The sequence below is a fragment of the Micromonospora craniellae genome (assembly GCF_014764405.1).
GTDB classification, from domain to species: Bacteria; Actinomycetota; Actinomycetes; order Mycobacteriales; family Micromonosporaceae; genus Micromonospora; species Micromonospora craniellae.
Genome location: NZ_CP061725.1, coordinates 6700176 through 6719599 on the forward strand (window position 1 = coordinate 6700176; position 19424 = coordinate 6719599).

Below are 19424 nucleotides of genomic sequence, written 5' to 3' on the forward strand. Positions count from 1 at the left end.
GTATTGGACGTGGCCGCGATTTGCCGTAATCGTCAAAGGCGTCAGTGGCGCAATGGCGGCAGGAGAACTGAACGTGAATCTGGACAAGGCCACCGTCGTGGTTACCGGTGGAGCCTCGGGGCTCGGTCTGGCCACTACACGCCGGCTCGTCGCCGGGGGCGCGACCGTGGTGATGGTCGACCTGCCCACGGCGACCGAGGCCGGCACGACCGAAGCGAAGGCCCTCGGCCCGGCCGCGACGTTCGTCGCCGCCGACATCACCAGCACCGAGGAGATGTCCGCTGCCGTGGACGTCGCGCGGGAGCGTGGACCGGTACGCGGGCTGGTGCACTGCGCCGGCCGGGGCAGCGACCGGATGCGCATCCTGGACAAGGAGGGCCAGCCGGCCCCGATCGAGGGCTTCGCCGAGGTGGTCCGGATCAACCTCGTCGGCACGTACAACGTGCTGCGTCTGGTCGCCGCAGCGATCGCGGAGTCGGAGCCGGTCGACGGCGAGCGGGGCGCCTGCGTGCTCACCGCGTCGGTCGCCGCGTTCGAAGGACAGATCGGTCAGGCGTCCTACACCGCGGCGAAGGCCGGGGTACACGGGATCACACTGGTCACGGCGCGGGACCTGGCGAGCCGTGGAATCCGGGTCAACACGATCGCGCCCGGGGTGTTCGACACCCCGATGCTGGGGCGGCTCCGCGACGACCTGCGCGCCGGGCTGGCCGCAAGCGTACCGAGCCCGAAGCGGCTCGGCGAACCGGACGAGTACGCGGCCCTCGCGGTGCACATGCTCTCCAACGGCTACCTCAACGGCGAGACGATCCGGCTCGACGGAGCGATCCGGATGGCGCCACGCTGATGGCCACCGTCCCGCACGCACCAGCCGACGCACCCGCCGTCCTCCTGCACCGCCACGGTCACGTCGCGGTCGTGACGGTGAGCCGGCCACACCGGCGCAACGCGATCAACCGGAGCACGGCGGAGGCGCTGGCCGAGACGTTCACCTCGCTCGACGCCGACGCGAGCGTCCGGGCCGTCGTGCTCACCGGCGCCGGTGGCACGTTCAGCGCCGGCATGGACCTGCGCGACTTCCCGACCCAGGGCCGCCCCAGCGTGCCCGGCCGTGGGTTCGCCGGATTCGTCCAGGCCCCGCCGCGACTGCCGGTCATCGCCGCTGTCGAGGGGTGGGCGCTGGGCGGCGGGTTCGAGATGGTGCTCGCCTGTGACCTGGTCGTGGCCGCCGAGGACGCCCGGTTCGGGCTGCCGGAGGTGACCCGGGGGCTGGGCGCACGGGGCGGTGGCGCGTTCCGGCTGCCCCGTCGCCTGCCCTACGCCCTCGCGATGGAACTCGTCCTCACCGGCGAGCCGATCGATGCCACCCGCGCGGCCGGATGCGGGCTGGTCAACCGGCTCGCCCCGCCCGGCGGAGCGCTCGACGCCGCGATCGGGCTGGCGCAGACCGTCGCCGCCAACGCACCGCTCGCGGTCGCCGCCAGCCTCCAGGTGGTCCGGCGCAGCCCGGACTGGCCCGACGCCGAGGCGTTCAGCCGACAGGACCAGTGGTTCGACCCGGTGTTCGCCTCCGCCGACGCGGCCGAGGGTGCCCGCGCCTTCGCCGAACGGCGGGTTCCCGTCTGGACGGGGCGGTGACGATGCCCGAGGCGCCGTTCGACACGCTGGTCGCGGAGATCCACGCCTTCGCCGCCGCCGAAGGTCTGGCCCGTCACGATCCGGATGCCATGGTGGACGAACCCGGCGGCGGCGACGGCGGGCTGGCCACTTCCGCGGCGTTCCAGCGACGGCTGTTCGACGCCGGGCTCGCGTGGTTCGACGGACCTGTCGCGCACGGCGGCCGGGGCCTGGACCCGGACACCGCGAACGCGCTGCGCGACGTGCTGTGCGGGTACGTCCTGCCCGACCAGGCGTACTTCACGGTCAGCCGGCAAATCGTCGCGCCGACGATCCTCGCGCACGGCACCCCGGAGCAGCGGGACCGATGGATCCGGGCGCTGTGGCGGGCCGATGTCCTCGCCTGCCAACTGTTCTCCGAGCCGGAAGCCGGCTCCGACCTCGCCGCGCTGCGCTGCACCGCGGTCCGCGACGGTGACGAGTGGGTGGTCAACGGCCAGAAGGTCTGGTCGTCGTGGGCCCACCTCAGTGACGTCGGCGAACTGCTCGCCCGTACCGGCAGGCCCGCCGACCGCCACCGGTCCATCACCGCCTTCCTGGTCGAGATGGACCGTCCCGGCATCACCGTCCGGCCGATCCGCCAGATCAACGGCGACAGCCACTTCAACGAGGTCTTCTTCGACGACGTCCGGATCCCCGACAGCGCCCGGCTCGGTGCCGTCGACGACGGTTGGGCCGTCGCGATGTCCACGCTGACCAGCGAGCGCGCGGCGATGGGCAGCCGGGACAAGACGTACCTGAGCCAGCCGTTCCGACGGCTGCGCGCCCTGGCCGGCGACCGTGACCGCCTCGGCGAGGCCGAACGCGAACTGCTGGCCGAGGCGTGGATCCGCGAGCAGCTCGCCGGCGTGACGGCCGACCGGGTCGCCACCGCCGGACTCTCGCCGTCGGTGGGCAAGCTCGCCCTCGTCGACGACCTCGGATTCTACGGCCGGGCCGCAGCCCGGCTACTCGGACCGGACCTGGTCGCCGACGGTGGTACACCTGGCGCCGCCACCTGGTCGGACTTCCTGCTCAGTTCACCCGCGCAACGCATCGCCGGCGGCACCGACCAGATCCAGCGCGGCATCGTCGCCGAGCGGGTGCTCGGCCTGCCCCGTGACCGGCACCCTCGAACGAAAGGACCCGCAGCGCCATGATGACCGGGGAACAGTACCGGCAGAGCCTCCGCGACGGCCGTCAGGTCTATATCGCGGGCCGGCGGATCGAGGACGTCACCGAGGAGCCGCTGCTGCGGCAGAGCATCGCGATGACCGCGGCGAACTACGACGAGTTCTACCGGCCCGGCGACGACGCGTACGGGCCGCTGTTCTTCATCCCGCGCAGCGTCGAGGATCTGCGCTACCAGGAGGTGGAGCAGCTCAAGTGGGCCAACCCCACCCGTACCACGTCGGTGAGCCTGCTCATGCTGATGACCGCCGCCAGCCGGATCCGGTCGCAGCTGCCCGGCTACGCCGACCGGGTGATGGACTACTTCGAGCACGCCAAGAAGGCGGATCTGCGCTGCGTGCAGACGATCACCGACGCCAAGGGCAACCGGGCGCTCTCGCCGATGAAGCAGGACGACCCCGACCTGTACGTCCGGGTGGTCAGCCGGGACTCGGGCGGTGTGGTGATCCGTGGGGCGAAGCTGCACATCACCGGTGCCCCGATCGACCACGACCTCATCGTGATGCCGACCAAACGGATGAAGCCCGGTGAGGAGGACTGGTCGATCGCCTGCGCGGTGCCGGTCAACTCCCCCGGCGTACGGATCGTCGCCACCACGTACGCGCCGCGCCCGGACCTGCCGACGGACTACTTCCCCTACAGCGGCCGGCGCAACATGGCCGAGGGGTTCGTCATCTTCGACGACGTCTACGTGCCCAACGAGCGGGTGTTCCTCGACGGCGAGGTGGAGCACTCCGCCACGTTCGCCCACTCGCTCGGGCTGTGGGAACGCATCGGCAGCGTCGCGCACTACGTCGAGATGGCCGACACGCTCGTCGGCATGGCCCAGCTCATCGCCGAGGCCAACGGGTTGCAGCGCATCCCGCACATCCGCCAGAAGATCGCCGAGCTGATCAACTACGCGACGATGGTGCGGGCCGGGCTGGAGGCCGCCGTCAACAACGCCCAGTTCACCGCGGAGGGTTGGGCGTCGCCGGACGAACTGATGACCAACGCGGCGAAGTACTTCGCCGCGTTGAACTACGCCGAGATGGTGCGCAACCTGCACGACGTGGCCGGCGGCAGCGTCCTCACCGCACCGATGCTCGACGACCTGCGTCACCCGGAGACGGGCGAGTTCGTCGCGAAGTACATGCGCACGATGGAGGGCGTCGACGCCGAACACCGGATGCGACTGTTCCACGGCATCCGTGACTTCACCGCGGACACGTTCGGCGGCTGGCAGAGCGTGACCATCCTGCAGGGCGGCGGAGGGCTGCACGCGCAACGCCTCATCGTCGAGAAGCACTACGACATGACGCACGCGAAGCACCTGGCCCGCAAGGTCTGCGGGATCGAGGAGCCGGACGCCGATCCGACGCCGGGAAGCGTGTCGTGACCGCTGCGAAGGAGGTGGCCGCCGAGCTGGGCACCGCGCTGCGGGACTTCCTCGGCGGGTACGCCACACCCGTCGTGCCGGTGGAGGATGGCGAGCGCGTGTGGTCGCGGCTCTGCGGCGAGCTGGGCCTGGCCGGGTTGCTCGTCCCGGAGTCGCGGGGCGGGCTGGGCTTCGGCGCGGCCGAGCTGGTCGCCGTCGCGGCGGAGCTGGGCCGCGCGGTCGTCGGCGGACCGTTCGTCCCGGGTGCGGTCGCGGCGGCGACGGCACTGTCGGCGGTGGGCACCCCCCGCTCGGATGAGCTGCTGGAGGGCATCGCCGCCGGGTCCCCACTGCCCACGCTGGTCCACGTGCCCTTCGCGTCGGGCCGTCGGGTGGCGGCGTCGACGGCGGCGGACGGCGCGCTGACGCTGACCGGCACGGTCGGGCCGGTGCTGGCCGTCCCGCCGCCCTGCCCGGTGCTGGTGCCGGCCGACGTGGCGGGGTCACCGGTGCTCGCCCTCGTCGCGCCGGACGCACCCGGTGCGACGCTGACCCCCCTGCCGTCGCTGGACCTGAGCCGACCGGCCTGGCGGGCCGGGTTCCACGAGACTCCCGCCACCGTCCTCGCCGACGGTGTCACCGCCGCCGAGGCGATCCGGCGGGCCGAGATCGCGACCTGTATCGCGCTGGGCGCCGAGTGCGTGGGCGTCGCCGGGCACGCGTTGGAGCTGACCGTCGACCACGCCAAGACCCGCCACCAGTTCGGGCGGCCGATCGGCGCGTTCCAGGCGTTGGCGCACACGCTGGCCGACCTCACCGTCACGGTCGAGGTGGCGCGGTCGGCCGCCGCGTACGTCACGCGGTGCGGCGGGGACGAGCGCAGCACGCACACGCTCGCGGTCAAGGCGTCCGAGGCCGCCGTGACGGTCACCACCGAGGCCATCCAACTGCACGGCGGGATCGGCTTCACCTGGGAGTACCCCGCCCACGTCCTGCTGCGCCGGGCGCACTCCGCCGCGGTGCTCGCCGGGACACCGGACCAACACCGGCGCGCACTGTTCGCACTGGTCGACGAGAGGTGAACGATGAGTACTGACGACCGATCCCGGGTGCGGTTCGTCGCGCCCGCCGCCGTCATGGGCGGTGGCTTCTCCACGAAGTCGTTCCGCGCCGCGCTGGAGACGAAGCCCGACTTCATCGCCTGCGACGCGGGCAGCACCGACTGGGGTCCGTACTACCTGGGGACCGCCACCACCTGGGCCGGCTACCGGCAGACCCGCCGAGACCTGGAACGCATGGTGCTCGGTGCCCTCGACGTCGGGGTGCCGCTGCTCATCGGGTCGGCCGGGTTCACCGGTAGCGACGCCGGGCTCACCTGGTTCCGCGGGATCGTGGCGGACATCCTCGCCGCGCACGGCCGTACCGCCCGCATCGCCACGATCCGCACCGAGCAGCCGAAGGACTGGGTCCACGGCAAGGTCCGCAGCGGACAGACGTGGGGGCTCGACGGCCGACCCGACCTGACCGGGGCCGACGTCGACCGCGCGACGCGGATCGTGGCGATGATGGGCCCCGAGCCCTACGCCGAGGCGCTCGACGCCGGTGCGCAGATCGTGCTGGCCGGCCGGTCCTCGGACGCGGCGATCTACGCGGCCGTCCCGCTGATGCGGGGCATCGCGCCCGGCCCGGCCTGGCACATGGGCAAGACCGTCGAGTGCGGGTACGCCATCGAGGAGCCGATCGGTGCCGGCGAGTGCATCGTCGGCGAGGTCGACGACGAGGGCTTCACGGTACGCCCGGTCGGCGGCCGGTCCCGCTGCACCGTACGGTCGGTCGCCGCGCAGATGCTGTACGAGAACGCGACGCCGTACCTGTTGCGGGAACCCCCGGGAACGCTGGACACGTCGGCCGCCCGGTACCTCCAGCTCGACGAACAGACCGTCCGCGTCGTCGGGGCGACGTTCACATCGGAGCCGTACAGCGTACGTCTGGAGGGCGTCGAACAGCTCGGCTACCGCAGCATGTGCCTGTTCGGGGTCCGCGACCCCGCCGTGGTGGCCAACGTCGCCGACTACACCGCCGCCATCACCGATCTCGTGCACCGCACCGCCCGGGACCGGTACGGCCTGGACGAGTCGGCGTACACGTTCGGGTTCCGCCGGTACGGCTACGACGCCGTCCTCGGCGACGCCGAGCCGAACGCCGCCACCGGTTACGCCGGCTGCTACGAGATCGGGCTGGTCGCCGAGGCGGTCGCCGCCGACCAGGAGATCGCGCACGAGATCGTCTCGGGGGCGATGCCGTTCTTCATGCACGGCGTACGGGTGCCCGGCGTCGCCAACTCGGCCAACGGCGCACTCGCCTACGCCCCGTCGGTCGTCAACGTCGGCCCGGTGTTCAACTGGAGCGTCTGGCACGCCGCCGCGCTCGACCACCCGATGGAACCGTTCACGCTTGAGGTCGCCGACTCGGCCGCCGTGAAGGAGTTGGTCAGCTCATGAGTGACATCCGCTCGGACTGCAGCACGTTCCGCACCCGCAACGCCGGTGCGTTCCTGGTCTCCGCCGACATGGTGTTCAACACCGAGGAGGCGTACCTCAAGTGGCGCGACTCCGGAGTCGTCAACGCCGAGGCGATCGCCGAACTGCTGCGTGTCGACCCGGCGACCGTGCAGGTCATCGACTATCCGTCGGCCAACGCCATCAAGGTGACGATGCCCCGCCGGACGGTGGCCGGTGGCCCCGACGACACCGACCTGGACAGCGCGGCGCAGTTCGTGCCCCTGCTGTCGTTGCGCCTGCCGTGAGCCGGGGACCACTCGCCGGAACCCGCGTCGTGCTGCTCGCCGGCGCGGGTCCGGCGCCCTTCGCCGGGATGCTCCTGCGTGACCTGGGTGCCGAGATCATCCGGGTGGACCGGCCGGGCAGTGACAAGGGTGTCTCCGGGCTGCCGGCGCACCTGGACTCCCGATCGCAGGGGGTGCGGGCGGTCACCGCCGACCTGAAGTCCGACGAGGGGCGGGACGTGGTCCGTCGGCTGGTGGCCACCGCCGACGTGTTCGTCGACCCGTACCGCCCGGGCGTCGTGGAGCGGCTCGGGCTCGGTCCGGCGACGCTGTGTGCCGCGCATCCGACGCTCGTCTACGTGCACATGACCGGCTGGGGGCACGAGGGTGCCTGGGCGCAGCGGGCCGGGCACGACATCAACTACCTCGCGGTGGCAGGGGCGCTGCACCCGACCGGTCCGGCCGACCGGCCGCCGCTGCCGCCACTGAACCTGCTCGCCGATTTCGGCGCCGGTGGCACGTACCTCGTGATGGGGGTGCTCGCGGCGCTGTTGGAACGGACCCGCACCGGTCGGGGCGCGGTGCTGGACGTCGCGATGACCGACGCGGTGGCGTCGCTGACCACGCTGCTGCACGACATGCGCGCGGCCGGGCTGTGGTCGGACGAGCGGGAGTCCAACATCTTCGACGGCGGCGCGCCCTTCTACCGCACGTACCGCACGGCCGACGGCGGGTTCATGGCCGTCGGGGCGATCGAACCGGCGTTCCACGCGGCGTTGCTCGCCACCCTCGGGATCGATCCGGCCGGTTGGCCGCAGCACGACCGTAGCCGCTGGCCGGACCAGCGCCGGGAGCTGGCCCGAATCTTCGCGTCGGGCACCCGCGCCGAGTGGGAGCAGGCGTTCGACGGCGTGGACGCCTGCGTGACCCCGGTGCTCACCCCCGGCGAGGCGCCCGGCCATCCCGCGCTCGCGTCGCGGCGGACGTTCGTCGACTCGGGCGGTCGTCCGGCACCCGGCCCCGCACCCCGTAAGGCGACCCGGTGACCTCCGCCGCAGCCGACGGGCTGCTGTCGGAGGTGTCGGCGTTGCAGGCGGCGTACTGCCGGGGCGTGGACGACCGCGACCCCGATCTGCTGCGCGCGATCGTCGCCGACGACGTGGAGGTCGTCGGCGCCGACGGGGTGCTGCGGACGGGGGCGGAGGAGTTCGTCGGGCTGTTCGCCCGATACTGGACGAGCGCCGCGTCTCCTGTCCTGCACCTAGTGTCGAACGTGGAGGTGCTCGGCGACGGCGACCCGTTGGCGGTCCAGGCGCTGTTCCACTCGGTGTCCCGGACGGCTGATGACCAGATCGTGCAGACCTGGGGTCGGTATCGTGACCTCGTGACCCGGGCGGGGCACGGCGGCCTGGTCTTCGCCGCCAAGCGGATCTCAGTAGTGCACCGCCGCTGACGTCCCGCCGGAGACCGTGAGGACCTGGCCGGTCAGGCCCGAGGAGGCCGTCGACGCGAGGAACACCACGACGGCGGCGACCTCGGCCGGCTCGACGAAGCGACGCAGCGACTGGCGGGCGGCCAGCCGCCGCAGATGAGCCTGCGGGTCGGTGCCGGGCGGAACGTCGGCCAGCAGCATCGCGCGGACCTCATCGGTGAGCACGACACCGGGCTGGACGACGTTCGCGGTGATCCCGTCCGGGCCCAGTTCGCGGGCCATCGAGTGGGTCAGGTGGACGAGCGCGGCGTTGCGTACCCCCGAGCTCACGTTGTGCCGGGCGATCCGCGCCGCCTCACCGCCGATGTTGACCACCCGGCCGGAGCCACCGCCCCGTAGGTGCGGCGCGGCGGCGCGGACCACGCGGAGGTAGCCGACGACCTTCTCCTCGAAGTCCGTCCGCAGCAACGAGTCCGTCGTCGAGAACAGCCCGTCGGGCACTCCGCCGGAGACCCGGGCGGCGTTGTTGACCACGACGTCGACGCCGCCGAGCACGTCTGCCGCGTCCGCCACCGCGCGCTCGCAACCGACCGGATCGGTGATGTCCGCCGCGTGCACCGACGGCACGGGCCAGTCGGCGTCGCTGCACGCGGCGACCACTCCGGCGGCACCGGCGGGGTTCCGGCAGAGCACCGCGCAGCGGGCGCCCGCCGCCGTCGCGGCCTCGACGATCGACCGGCCGATACCCCGGGAACCACCGGTGACGAGCACCCGGCGGCCGACCAGGGAGCTCACTCGGCCAGCTCGACGATCGTGGCGTTGGCCAGGCCGCCCGCCTCGCACATCGTCTGCAGGCCGTACCGGATGCCCTTGTCGCGCATGTGGTGCAGCAGCCGGGTCATCAGGATCGCCCCGGACGCGCCGAGCGGGTGTCCGACCGCGATCGCGCCACCGAGCGGGTTGAGTCGTTCCGGTTTCGCACCGGTCTCGGCGAGCCAGCCGAGCGGCACCGGCGCGAACGCCTCGTTGACCTCGAACGCACCGATGTCGTCGATGCCGAGGCCGGCCCGGGCGAGCACCTTGTGCGTCGCCGGCCAGGGCGCGCTCAGCATGACGACCGGGTCGTCGCCGACGACCGTACCGGTGTGGAAGCGGGCCATTGGCGTCAGGCCGAGCGCGCGGGCCCGGTCACCGGTGGTGACGAGCAGGGCGGCGGCGCCGTCGGAGATCTGGGACGAGTTGCCCGCGTGGATGACGCCGTCGGGACGGAACGCGGTCTTGAGGCCCGCCAGGGTCTCCACCGTGGAGGTGCGGCGGATGCCCTCGTCGACGGTCAGCTCCGGCAACGTGACGAGTTGGCCGGTGAAGGCGCCCGCGTCGGTCGCCTCGGCGGCGAGCGTGTGCGAACGTACCGAGAACTCGTCGAGCGCCGTGCGGGACAGGCCGTACCGCTCGGCGATCATCTCCGCGCCCTCGCCCTGGCTGAAGGAGTCGCGGGCGTAACGGGCGCGGACCTTCGGGCCGTAGGGCATGCCCGTCGCGCGGGCCGCGCCCAGCGGCACCCGCGACATCATCTCCACACCGCCGGCGACGACCGTGTCGGCCATCCCGGACAGCACGCTCGCGACCGCGAAGTGCAGGGCCTGCTGGCTGGACCCGCAGGCCCGGTCGATCGTGACGCCCGGCACCGTCTCGGGCCATCCGGCGGCGAGCGCGGACATCCGGCCGACGTTGGTGGACTGGTCGCCGAGCTGGTTGACGCACCCGAACATGACGTCGTCGATGTCGGCCGGGTCGACTCCGGTCCGCGCGACGAGCGTCTTGAGCACCTCGGCGGCCAGATCCACCGGGTGCCAGTCGGCCAGGGCGCCGTTGCGCTTGCCGATCGGGGTACGGACGGCGTCGACGATCACCGCATCACGCAAGACTGCTCCTCAGGCCGCAGGGCTCCCTCTTCCGCCATCCCACCCGGCCGGGCGCGGGTGCACAAAGACGAACCGTGTATCGCTCGATAGGCACTACCCATCACCGCGTGGCCGCCGGTGACACCCGGACGGTCCTATGGTCGCCTGATGGGACAGGGACTGTACGTCGACGGCCGCTGGCGTGCGGCATCCGACGGTGGCACGGCGGGCGTGGTGAACCCGGCGACCGAGGCGGTGATCGTCGCCGCCCCCGTCGGTACGGTGGCCGACGCGGCCGACGCGGTGGCCGCCGCACACCGGGCGTTCCACGACGGCCGCTGGTCAGGGCTCGTCCCGGCCGACCGTGCCGCCGCGCTCCGGCGACTGCGGCAACGGCTGGGCGACCGGATCGGCCACCACGTGGCGCTGTCGGTCGCCGAGTCGGGTGCGCCGCATGGCCAGTCCACGGCGTTCGTGACCGCCGCGCTGGCACACCTGGAGTACGCGATCGACGTCGCGACCGGCGAGCACGACCGGATGTTGCCCCCGCCGCCGCGCCCGGCCGGTGGCCCGCCTCGGGTGACGGCGAGTCTGGTCCGCCGGGTGCCGGTCGGGGTGGTCGCGGCGCTCACCCCGTACAACGCGCCGCTGATGCTGACCCTGCCGAAGGTCGCGGCAGCCCTGACGATGGGCAACACCGTGGTGGTGAAGCCGTCGCCGTACACGCCGTTGGAGATCCTCGCTCTGGCCGAGGCCGCCGACGAGGCCGGGATACCTCCCGGCGTCCTGAACGTGGTGACCGGTGGCGCCGAGGTCGGCGCGGCGCTGACCGGGGATCCCCGGGTCGACCTGGTGACGTTCACCGGATCGGACGCGGTGGGGGCGCGGGTGATGGCCCAGGCGGCCCGCAACGTCACCCGGGTGGTGCTGGAACTCGGCGGCAAGTCCGCGCTCGTGGTCAGGGCCGACGCCGACCTCGCGATGGCGAGCCGGATCGGTGCCGTGAACACGACCACGCTCGCCGGTCAGGGCTGCGCGCTGCTCACCCGCCACCTGGTGCACCGCGACATGTTCGCCGGCTACGTGGCGGCGCTCGCGGAGCGTCTTTCCACCGCCGTGCTCGGTGACCCGGCCCACGAGCAGACGACGCTCGGCCCGCTGATCAGTGCCGCGCACCGGGACCGGGTGTCCGCAGCGGTCCAGGCGGCGAAGGCCCGGGGCGCGCGGGCGGTCGTCGACGGTGGGCCGGTCGGCGTCGGCGGCAGGGGCTTCTTCCACGAGCCGGTGGTCCTGACCGGTGTCGGCAACGACGACCCCGTCGCCCGCCAGGAGATCTTCGGCCCGGTCGCGGTGGTCCTGCCGTTCGACACCGACGAGGAGGCGGTGACCCTGGCCAACGACTCACCGTACGGGTTGGCCGGGGCGGTGGTCTCCGCCGATCGGATGGCGGCCGTCGCGGTGGCCGAGCGGCTACGCGCCGGACGGGTGAGTGTGAACGACGGGGCGACCGCGGACGTACGGTTGCCGTTCGGCGGGTTCGGGCGTTCCGGGATCGGCCGGGAGTTCGGCCTGGAAGGGGTGCTGGAGTACACGGAGGTCCAGACGTTGCAGTGGTAGCGTCCGGCGACCGTGCTCGGACCCGACCGGGCGGGCTGTCAGGTGCGGGCGTCGAACACGCTCACCGAGCGGTGCCCGGGGTCGTCGGAGAACAGTGACGGGCCGTGGCTGACCTCGCGGGGCATCGGGGCCAACGCAGTGAGTCCGTGCCGGTCGGTGTACTCCCCGAAGGCGAGCACGTGCAGGTAACCGGCCGCCGCCTCCTCGACCGGCGACAGGTCGCCGTCCCCGGCGGCGGTGAACGTGATCTCCAGCCGGGGCGGCAGCGTTCCGGTCACCGCGCGCACGGACTCCCCGGTCCGGGAGCGCACCCGCTCTTCGATCAGGTCGCGGGCCGCCTCGGTGAGGCTGGCAGGCCCGGGACGGGCCAGCAGCATCCGGGAGGTCGCGCTGGCCCCGACCGACTGCGGCGCAGCGGCCCAGCAGAGGGCGGCCGTCGGCACCTCCAGGTCGGCGAGGGCCTCGCCGAACGCCTCGTCGATCTCGGGCGTGACGGCGGCCATCTCGGACATCGCACCGACGGTGCCCTCGATGTCGTCGGGAATGTCGAGATTCACCACCACCCCCACCCAGTCCAGGCTCGGTGCGGCCCGGCGGTGGGCGGTGAGGTCGGCCGGATCGAACTCGGCGATACGCTCGGCGACGGCCAGGAAGAAGTCCTCGAAGCTCCGCCGCATCATGACCTTGTCGCGCCACTGCGCGAACGGGAAGTCGGCAGCCTCGCCCAGCTCCGACAGGGGCACCTGGGCACGGCGCAGCAGGTCCGCCATGATCCCGTGTCGCACCTGCGAACGCGCGTACTGCCGGTACCCGGAGGGCGGGTCGACCGACGCCGGGGCCAGGATGCCGCGCGGCGAGCACGTCCGAGGTGGGGCGGTCCCAGATCTCGGAGACCCCGTGCGCCGGCTAGAAGATCGTCGGCTGGGCGGGTGGTTCGGTCAGCACGGCGCAGCCTCGGGCAGCGATCATCACCGACGGGACCAGCACCAGCCCGGTGCCGCCGCAGTCGACCGTCTCCGAGTGGTGGCGCATCTTCACGTACACGACCTCGTCGTGCCAGGTGACGGTCGAGTGCAGGGTGGCTGCCATCACCGCGAGCCCGGCGTCGCTGCTGCGCCGTGCCCGCACCGCGATGTCGGCGCGCAGCAGGCGCAGCATCTGCGGCCACACCGGTGCCAGGAGTTGCTGCCACACCTCCTGCCAGGCGGCGACCACCACCGTCCGGGCGCGTGCCGGGTCCGCGACCAGCTCCCGGATCTCCTGCTGTCGGGAACCCTCGGAGCGGATCACCATCTTCTGCAGCTCGAACTGCAGACGTTCGGTCGGTACCCGGCGCAGGCGCTCCAGTTCCTCCTCCGGTGTCATGTCGCCGGACGGGGTCGCGGTGAGGAAGTCGGGTAGGTACCCGTCGACACCGCTGATCACCGCCAGCAGGCGGAACGCCTCGCCCGTCGGTGCGCCCCGCACCGTGCGCAGCCAACCCCAGTGCAGCGGTGCCGTCTGGAGACGGAGCATCACGCGTACCGCGTGGACCAACTCGTGCCCGGGTGAGATCCCGAACCGCACCGCCGAGATGTCACTCGATCCGAGCCGGAACTCCACCTTTCGATCCACATCGAAAGCGTAGTCCGCGCGGCGCGCGCCCCCCGAAGCTGAAGCCCGCACCGATCCACACGATCACGACAGAACAGGACGCATCATGACGCAGTACTTCCTGACCGTCGCGCCTTCGTCCACGCCGGTGGCCTCCACCCGCTGTCGACCGCGATCACCGTCGACGCGACCGGCAGCGAGGTCGAGCGCGTGCCAGGGCCTTTCGTGGCGGCGACCGAGTACGTCGGCGGCTTCTGGATCGTCGAGGTCGCCGACGAGGAAGCTGCCTTGACCTGGGCTGAACAGTGCTCCGCAGCCCTGGGGTCGCGCATTGAGGTCCGGGCGATGCAGTAGCGCTGCGCACCTGCTCGCGACCGTGCGGGGCGCACGATCGCGCGCAGGTGTCGTCGAGCTAGTTGGACCAGGTGAGGTCGGTTCGTCGAGCAGCAGCACCAGCGGCGGCACAGTACCGTCCAGGACCGGCTGCGGGCGGGATCGGGGACGCGGCGGTCTCCCGATCCAGGGTGACGGCAACCTGGGCGACGACGGTACGGGTGTCGGCGGTGGTGCTGCCGGCCAGCCGGGCCCGGCAGCGATCGGCGGCGGGTCTACCGGACGCTATGTCGTCGTCACCTGCCGGACGTTGCCGACACGCTGATCGGCGAGGTACGCGCCCAGTTCGGCGACGAGGAGGCCGCCGCGCTGCTGCCCGGGTGCGGCGACGCGACGGTACGGGCGCTCCTGCCCAAGCTTCGTTCGCCGGCGCGATCCACAACGGCGGGAACGCCCCGACCGCGAAGGACAGGTCCACCACGGTCCAGAACCACGGGATCTCCCGCAGCGGCCCACAGATCAACGCCAGCGACACGATCCCGACGCAGGCGATCATGCCGAGCTGCACCACCCAGACGTTTCGCACCGGGTCGCGCAGCGGCCCCCAGAACGCCACCGCGAGCACCAGGTGGGCGAACGCGAGCCAGTCGGTCCCGTACCGCATGAACGGATAGCGCTCGCCGGTCTCGACCAGCCCCACGTGGACCCGCTCGATCCAGCCGACCAGCGCCGGAAGCTGGTCGGCGAAGAGGTCGGCCGCCCGTAGCAGCCAACGCAGCTCGATTTCGAGCGGGAACGCGGTCACCCCGCTCAGGAACAAACCCCCTCCGCACTGCGGGAGACTCTTTCCCTGGCGTGTTTCCGGGTTCCTCTGAAACTATCGATCACCGAGTTTAAAATAGACGATCATTGATATGGGTTATCCTCGATGCAACAATCGCTGGAAGCGCTCCCAAACCGTCCCAGGGAGCGCCCCGGAACGGAGGATGCACCGTGCGTTCACACCACCCCCCTCAAGCCGGCCGGCAATCCCGGTCAGCCGTCCGCCGCCCCCTCCAGGTGCTCGCCCTGACGTTCACCATGGTGGTCGCGATGCTGCCCTGGGCCGGCGCCGCCCAGGCCCACGGCACCGTCATCAACCCGGCGTCCCGCGCCTACCAGTGCTGGCAGACCTGGGGCCACCGGCACATGGATCCGGCCATGCAGACGCAGGACCCGATGTGCTACCGGGCGTTCCAGGCCAACCCCGACACCATGTGGAACTGGATGAGCCAGTTGCGGGACGGCCTGGCCGGGCAGTACCAGGCCCGCACCCCCGACGGACAGCTGTGCAGCAACGCCCTGTCCAGGAACAACACCCTGAACCAGCCGGGAGCCTGGAAGGCGACCAACGTCAGCCGCAACTTCACGCTCCAGTTCTACGACCAGGCCAGCCACGGAGCCGACTTCTTCCGGGTCTACCTGACCCGGCAGGGCTTCAACCCGAACACCCAGCAGGTCGGGTGGGGAAACGTCGACCTGATCACGACGACCGGGCGGTACGCGCCGACGCAGAACATCTCGTTCAACGTCTCGACCTCCGGCCGTAGCGGACACCACGTCCTCTTCGTGCTCTGGAAGGCGTCGCACATGGACCAGACCTACATGTGGTGCAGCGACATCAACATCACCTGATCCGCAGGTCGACAATTGCGCTTCTACTCCGGTCCAGGACAATGTCCCGGGCCGGAGTAGAAGGCGCAGACTCACGAGGGAACGGCGGCGTGTTGGGTGGCGTCGCGGACCTCGCCGACGAGTTTCTCCACGACGTCCTCGAGTGCGGCCAGGCCGATGGTGCGGCCCGCCGGGTCGGCGACAGTGGCGAGGTGGGCGCCCCGGTGTTGCATGGCGGTGAGGGCGTCGCGTAGCGGCGATCCTGCGGCCAGGCGTGCGAAGGGCCGGATCAGGCCGGGGCTGAGAGGTTCGTCGAACTGCTCCGCCGGTAGTCCGGCCGTCGTCCTGGTGGACGGTGATGTAGTCGGCGCCGGTCATGCCGAGCGGGCCACGAAGCAACGTCGCCAGGGACGCTCGGCCAGGAAACCGACGACCAGACTGGTCACCGTGATGCCCAGTTGCGCACCGGACATCTGGGTGGATAACGTCCTCAACCCCCTGAGTAGCCCCTCGGAGCGACGGTCAACCGGCCTGCGCCCGTCGCTCGACCGTGGCCCGGTCGACCGTGACGAAAACGAACTCCGCAGCCACAAAGAGCGCGTTCGCCCCGATCAACAAGACTGCAACTGCAAGCAAAAGCCACTCGGTCACCGCTGGGCCCCCTCGCACCCCTCGGGCCGGTCGGGACTGGGAGGGTCATTGTCACTGGACCTGCCGGCCAGCGTAGACGGGGGTGCTGAGATCTTGCTGTGGACCTCCGCTCCGCGGACACCGGCACGGGAGTTGCGACACCCTCGCCGCAACACGTAGTCGCCATCCACTCACGACGACGAACATTCTCGGCGCCACGGCGGCCGGCAGATCCACCTCGGCGATCGGATCGGTCAATACCTTGACCGTTATACGGATCCCGTTGACGCGACAAGTATCGCAGGCGCTAGTGTGACTACCACATTCGTGGAACTGTCCGCACTGGAAGGGAATGTGCTCAGACGTGGCGAAGCAGATCATTCATAAGCTGGTCGACGACCTGGACGGCGGCGACGCCGACGAGACCGTGAAGTTCTCTCTCGACGGTGTGCAGTACGAGATCGACCTGTCCAGCAGCAATGCCGCGAAGCTGCGGGAAGCGTTCGCCTCCTACGTCGCCCACGGCACGAAGGTGGGACGTGGTGGCGTGGTCGTAGGCGGCCGGGCCGCTCGTGGTCAGGGTTCCGCCAGCACCGACCGGGAGCAGAACAAGGCAATCCGGGCGTGGGCCAAGAAGGCCGGGAAGGACATCTCCGACCGGGGCCGGATTCCGCAGGAGATCGTGGACGAGTACCACGCGAAAGCCGGTCGCTGACCCACCGCACGACTCATCTCGCGCGGCTCGACGAGACTCTCGTTCCGGTGCGGTGCAGGCTCGGCGCACCGTTGGGCCGCGCGTACCGTGACGGCCCTTCAACCGGTGGTGCATGAATCGCATCGACGTCCGGTCACCGAGCTCCCCATCGGTGCCGGCGTGGCGAAGACGAAAAGGCATCCCGCCGCCCGGTCGCCGACGGTCGCTGCCGCTGGAGACCGCCGCCGACAAGCCCGGCAAGAACGGCGCCACCGGCCACTCCCGCGCGTGACCTCCGGACCGTGGCGCAGGTCATGCCGGCAGACTCTCCGCGTCTAGTACATTCGTACTTGTACGGACGTACTAGTTCACGGGGGCGAGAACGATGTTTCCGACCGCCGGACAACCCGCACACGGGGAGCGGCCGTGACCTCCCGCAGGGATCCCGAAGGACGCCGGCGCGCCATGCTCGAAGCCGCCGCGCGGGAGATGATCACCAACGGCTGGGCGGCCCTGACACACCGACGGGTGGCCGAGCTGGCCCAGGTGCCACTCGGTGCCACCACCTACTACTTCGACTCGCTGGACGACCTGCGCACGAGTGCCCTGGAGGTCGTCGTGGCGCAGGCCGACGAAGAGATCCGCCAAGTCGCGGAGGCCGTGCACGCCTGCCAGGGAAGCGCCGAGGGCCTCGCCGCGCTGTTCGTCTCCTATCTGAGCGACCACGCCAGGCTCCAGGCCGAGACCCTGCTCTACTACGCCGGCGTGTACCAACCCGAGTTGCGGCCGTACGCCCAGCGCTGGGTCCAGGGGATCACCGAGATCCTCTCGGCCTACGCCACTCCCGAAGCCGCCCAGGCCACGGCCGTCTACCTGGACGGCGTCATCCTGTACACCCTGCTGCACGACCGACCTGTGGACGAGAAGGCCCTGCGTATGGCCATCGCCGCGCTGATGAACACGTCTCTTCCGGAGGACCGGTGAGTACGACGCACACCTCCGACGCACCCGGAGCGACCGCCGGGCACCTGTCCCCCGGTCGCCGGTGGGCCGCCCTGGCCGTGCTCTCCACCAGCCTGCTGGTGGTGGTCATGGACATGACCATCCTCAACGTCGCCCTGCCCGACATGGCGGCGGCGCTGTCACCGACCGCCGCCCAGCAGCTGTGGATCGTCGACATCTACTCGCTGGTCCTCGCCGGGCTGCTGGTCGCCATGAGCACCCTGGGCGACCGGTGGGGCCGCAGAGAACTGCTCCTGACCGGTTTCTCGATCTTCGGCGGCGCGTCCCTGCTGATCCTGGTGGCCGAGTCCGCCCCCACGGTGATCGCCGTACGCGCCCTGCTCGGTGTGGGCGGGGCGATGATCATGCCCGCGACCCTGTCGATGATCCGAAGCCTCTTCACCGACCCGGCCGAACGCGCCAAGGCGTTGGGCATCTGGGCGGCGGTGGCCTCCCTGGGGGCCGCCATCGGACCGATCGTGGGCGGGTTGCTCCTGGAGCATTTCACCTGGCAAGCAGCGTTCCTGCTGAACGTGCCCTGGATGGCTGCGGCGATCGTCGCGGCGGTGCTGCTGTTGCCCGAGGCCCGCAACCCGAACCCGGGCCGCTGGGACGCGCCGGCCACCGTCCTGTCGATCGCGGGCATGACCGCCCTGGTGTGGAGCATCAAGCGCATCGCCAAGGAGGGGCCCACCGATCTGCTGGCGCTGGCGGCCCTGGCGGCGGGGCTCGCCCTGCTGGTGTGGTTCGTGCTGCGCTGCCTGCGCAGTGACTCGCCGCTGCTGCGGGTACGCCTGTTCGCCGTCCCCTCGTTCACGGCCGGCACGCTGGCAGCGCTGTTCACCATGCTGGCCATGGCGTCGGCACTGCTGCTCGCGGCACAGTGGCTCCAGCTCGTACGGGGGATGTCGCCCCTACAGGCCGGCATCGCGTTGCTGCCGCTGGCGATCGCCTCGGCGGTGGTGTCCCCGCTGGCGCCGACGCTGGCCCAGCGCATCGGCGCCCGTACCGTCCTGGTGGGCGGTCTGGCGCTGGCGGGTCTGGGTTTCGCGGTCCTGGCCGTGGCCCCCGAGCCGCTCACCTACACACCGGTCGGGATCTTCCTGGCCCTGCTCGGGGCCGGGATGGGCTCCCTGGCCATCGCCTCGGCGATCATCATGTCGGGTACCCCGGCCGAGCACGCGGGCAGCGCCGCCGCCATCGAGGAGACCTCCTACGAACTGGGCGCGGTCCTGGGCGTGGCCGTGTTGGGAAGCACGGCGGCGGCCCTCTACCGCGCCGAACTCCCGGTCTCGGACCTGGCCGCCGCCGGGCTGAGCCCCGGCCAGGTGGAGGTGGCCCGGGAGTCCCTGGGCGGCGCCCTGCACGTCCTGGACGGTCTGGGCCCGGCGGGGGCTGCGGCTGCCGCCCAGGCCCAGGATGCCTTCACGCACGGGCTGATGCTGGTCGGGGGCATCGGTGCCGCGATCATGCTGGTGTCGGTGGCCGTCGTGTTCGCCCTGACTCCCAAGGGACTGGACGTGACCAAGGGCCACTAGAGCCGACCGGGCTGCCGCGTCGGGCCGGTGGGTCCGGCG

The 19424-nt window shown here is 71.5% G+C and carries 22 protein-coding genes and 1 pseudogene; 16 read left to right on the top strand and 7 right to left on the bottom strand.

Annotated features, from left to right (window positions below; genetic code table 11):
- Positions 1 to 73: 73 nt before the first annotated feature.
- The 9 genes from ID554_RS30500 to ID554_RS30540 are packed head-to-tail and all read left to right on the top strand — an operon-like array spanning position 74 to position 8442.
- A complete protein-coding gene (locus tag ID554_RS30500; RefSeq protein ID WP_117227011.1) occupies positions 74 to 847 on the top strand; it encodes an SDR family NAD(P)-dependent oxidoreductase in 774 nt (257 codons plus the stop codon).
- Entirely contained in the window at positions 847 to 1638 is a 792-nt protein-coding gene (locus ID554_RS30505; protein ID WP_117226850.1) for a crotonase/enoyl-CoA hydratase family protein, read from the top strand. The genes ID554_RS30500 and ID554_RS30505 overlap by 1 nt, the downstream gene beginning before the upstream one ends.
- A 2-nt stretch (positions 1639 to 1640) precedes the next feature.
- Positions 1641 to 2816, top strand: coding sequence for an acyl-CoA dehydrogenase family protein (locus ID554_RS30510; RefSeq protein ID WP_117226849.1), 1176 nt, complete (start codon positions 1641 to 1643; stop codon positions 2814 to 2816).
- Entirely contained in the window at positions 2813 to 4225 is a 1413-nt protein-coding gene (locus ID554_RS30515) for a 4-hydroxyphenylacetate 3-hydroxylase N-terminal domain-containing protein (protein WP_117226848.1), read from the top strand. Before ID554_RS30510 ends, ID554_RS30515 begins: the two co-directional genes overlap by 4 nt.
- The gene (locus tag ID554_RS30520) at positions 4222 to 5286 is read left to right on the top strand and encodes an acyl-CoA dehydrogenase family protein (protein WP_117226847.1); all 1065 of its coding nucleotides are present in this window, start codon (positions 4222 to 4224) and stop codon (positions 5284 to 5286) included. The genes ID554_RS30515 and ID554_RS30520 overlap by 4 nt, the downstream gene beginning before the upstream one ends.
- A gap of 3 nt (positions 5287 to 5289) precedes the next feature.
- A complete protein-coding gene (locus ID554_RS30525; RefSeq protein ID WP_117226846.1) occupies positions 5290 to 6705 on the top strand; it encodes an acyclic terpene utilization AtuA family protein in 1416 nt (471 codons plus the stop codon).
- Positions 6702 to 7010, top strand: coding sequence for a DUF4387 family protein (locus ID554_RS30530; RefSeq protein WP_117226845.1), 309 nt, complete (start codon positions 6702 to 6704; stop codon positions 7008 to 7010). Before ID554_RS30525 ends, ID554_RS30530 begins: the two co-directional genes overlap by 4 nt.
- A complete protein-coding gene (locus ID554_RS30535; RefSeq protein ID WP_117226844.1) occupies positions 7007 to 8035 on the top strand; it encodes a CaiB/BaiF CoA transferase family protein in 1029 nt (342 codons plus the stop codon). The genes ID554_RS30530 and ID554_RS30535 overlap by 4 nt, the downstream gene beginning before the upstream one ends.
- Positions 8032 to 8442, top strand: a complete 411-nt coding sequence (locus tag ID554_RS30540) for a YybH family protein (RefSeq protein ID WP_117226843.1) — start codon at positions 8032 to 8034, stop codon at positions 8440 to 8442. The genes ID554_RS30535 and ID554_RS30540 overlap by 4 nt, the downstream gene beginning before the upstream one ends.
- Here the strand turns inward: ID554_RS30540 and ID554_RS30545 are convergent.
- On the bottom strand, positions 8422 to 9216 hold the full coding sequence (locus ID554_RS30545) for an SDR family NAD(P)-dependent oxidoreductase (RefSeq protein ID WP_158573675.1): 795 nt from the start codon (positions 9214 to 9216) through the stop codon (positions 8422 to 8424). The two genes, ID554_RS30540 and ID554_RS30545, sit on opposite strands and share 21 nt — an antisense overlap.
- Positions 9213 to 10346 (bottom strand): thiolase family protein, encoded by a 1134-nt coding sequence (locus ID554_RS30550; RefSeq protein WP_117226841.1) that lies wholly within the window; start codon positions 10344 to 10346, stop codon positions 9213 to 9215. Before ID554_RS30550 ends, ID554_RS30545 begins: the two co-directional genes overlap by 4 nt.
- 147 nt (positions 10347 to 10493) lie before the next feature.
- Here ID554_RS30550 and ID554_RS30555 point away from each other — a divergent pair, with 147 nt between their 5' ends.
- Positions 10494 to 11942 (top strand): aldehyde dehydrogenase family protein, encoded by a 1449-nt coding sequence (locus ID554_RS30555; RefSeq protein WP_117226840.1) that lies wholly within the window; start codon positions 10494 to 10496, stop codon positions 11940 to 11942.
- 38 nt (positions 11943 to 11980) lie between these two features.
- Here ID554_RS30555 and ID554_RS30560 read toward each other — a convergent pair whose 3' ends face one another.
- Both ID554_RS30560 and ID554_RS30565 read right to left on the bottom strand, forming a co-directional pair.
- Positions 11981 to 12712, bottom strand: coding sequence for a hypothetical protein (locus ID554_RS30560; protein WP_191088668.1), 732 nt, complete (start codon positions 12710 to 12712; stop codon positions 11981 to 11983).
- A gap of 136 nt (positions 12713 to 12848) precedes the next feature.
- On the bottom strand, positions 12849 to 13556 hold the full coding sequence (locus ID554_RS30565; RefSeq protein ID WP_117226838.1) for a DUF5937 family protein: 708 nt from the start codon (positions 13554 to 13556) through the stop codon (positions 12849 to 12851).
- 189 nt (positions 13557 to 13745) lie between these two features.
- Between ID554_RS30565 and ID554_RS30570 the strand changes: the two genes are divergently transcribed.
- Positions 13746 to 13889: a YciI family protein gene (locus ID554_RS30570; protein ID WP_199489134.1), complete on the top strand. Its 144-nt coding sequence runs from the start codon at positions 13746 to 13748 to the stop codon at positions 13887 to 13889.
- Positions 13890 to 14298: 409 nt separating this feature from the next.
- On the opposite strand, the pseudogene ID554_RS30575 reads toward ID554_RS30570, so the two are convergent.
- Positions 14299 to 14688, bottom strand: a pseudogene (locus ID554_RS30575) (hypothetical protein); the annotation flags it as partial.
- A gap of 239 nt (positions 14689 to 14927) precedes the next feature.
- On the opposite strand from ID554_RS30575, the gene ID554_RS30580 reads away from it, so the two are divergent.
- On the top strand, positions 14928 to 15542 hold the full coding sequence (locus ID554_RS30580; protein ID WP_223884351.1) for a lytic polysaccharide monooxygenase auxiliary activity family 9 protein: 615 nt from the start codon (positions 14928 to 14930) through the stop codon (positions 15540 to 15542).
- A gap of 71 nt (positions 15543 to 15613) precedes the next feature.
- Here the strand turns inward: ID554_RS30580 and ID554_RS30585 are convergent, their stop codons facing one another.
- A complete protein-coding gene (locus ID554_RS30585) occupies positions 15614 to 15754 on the bottom strand; it encodes a hypothetical protein (RefSeq protein WP_158573674.1) in 141 nt (46 codons plus the stop codon).
- A gap of 289 nt (positions 15755 to 16043) precedes the next feature.
- Entirely contained in the window at positions 16044 to 16172 is a 129-nt protein-coding gene (locus ID554_RS32245; protein WP_223884352.1) for a DUF21 domain-containing protein, read from the bottom strand.
- A gap of 343 nt (positions 16173 to 16515) precedes the next feature.
- Here ID554_RS32245 and ID554_RS30595 point away from each other — a divergent pair, with 343 nt between their 5' ends.
- From ID554_RS30595 to ID554_RS30610, 4 genes are all read left to right on the top strand, one after another.
- Positions 16516 to 16866: a histone-like nucleoid-structuring protein Lsr2 gene (locus tag ID554_RS30595; protein WP_117226836.1), complete on the top strand. Its 351-nt coding sequence runs from the start codon at positions 16516 to 16518 to the stop codon at positions 16864 to 16866.
- Between the two features lie 112 nt (positions 16867 to 16978).
- Entirely contained in the window at positions 16979 to 17137 is a 159-nt protein-coding gene (locus tag ID554_RS30600) for a hypothetical protein (RefSeq protein WP_158573673.1), read from the top strand.
- A 134-nt stretch (positions 17138 to 17271) separates the two neighbouring features.
- Entirely contained in the window at positions 17272 to 17829 is a 558-nt protein-coding gene (locus ID554_RS30605; RefSeq protein ID WP_147333396.1) for a TetR/AcrR family transcriptional regulator, read from the top strand.
- A complete protein-coding gene (locus ID554_RS30610; protein ID WP_396888439.1) occupies positions 17826 to 19385 on the top strand; it encodes an MFS transporter in 1560 nt (519 codons plus the stop codon). Before ID554_RS30605 ends, ID554_RS30610 begins: the two co-directional genes overlap by 4 nt.
- Positions 19386 to 19424 lie beyond the last annotated feature (39 nt).

Coding starts and splice junctions, on each gene's coding strand:
- ID554_RS30525 (WP_117226846.1), top strand. CDS start 5,290: ATGAGTACTGACGACCGATCCCGGGTGCGGTTCGTCGCGCCCGCCGCC.
- ID554_RS30585 (WP_158573674.1), bottom strand. CDS start 15,754: ATGCAACACCGGGGCGCCCACCTCGCCACTGTCGCCGACCCGGCGGGC.
- ID554_RS30530 (WP_117226845.1), top strand. CDS start 6,702: ATGAGTGACATCCGCTCGGACTGCAGCACGTTCCGCACCCGCAACGCC.
- ID554_RS30560 (WP_191088668.1), bottom strand. CDS start 12,712: ATGGCGGACCTGCTGCGCCGTGCCCAGGTGCCCCTGTCGGAGCTGGGC.
- ID554_RS30510 (WP_117226849.1), top strand. CDS start 1,641: ATGCCCGAGGCGCCGTTCGACACGCTGGTCGCGGAGATCCACGCCTTC.
- ID554_RS30600 (WP_158573673.1), top strand. CDS start 16,979: ATGAATCGCATCGACGTCCGGTCACCGAGCTCCCCATCGGTGCCGGCG.
- ID554_RS30515 (WP_117226848.1), top strand. CDS start 2,813: ATGATGACCGGGGAACAGTACCGGCAGAGCCTCCGCGACGGCCGTCAG.
- ID554_RS30505 (WP_117226850.1), top strand. CDS start 847: ATGGCCACCGTCCCGCACGCACCAGCCGACGCACCCGCCGTCCTCCTG.
- ID554_RS30555 (WP_117226840.1), top strand. CDS start 10,494: ATGGGACAGGGACTGTACGTCGACGGCCGCTGGCGTGCGGCATCCGAC.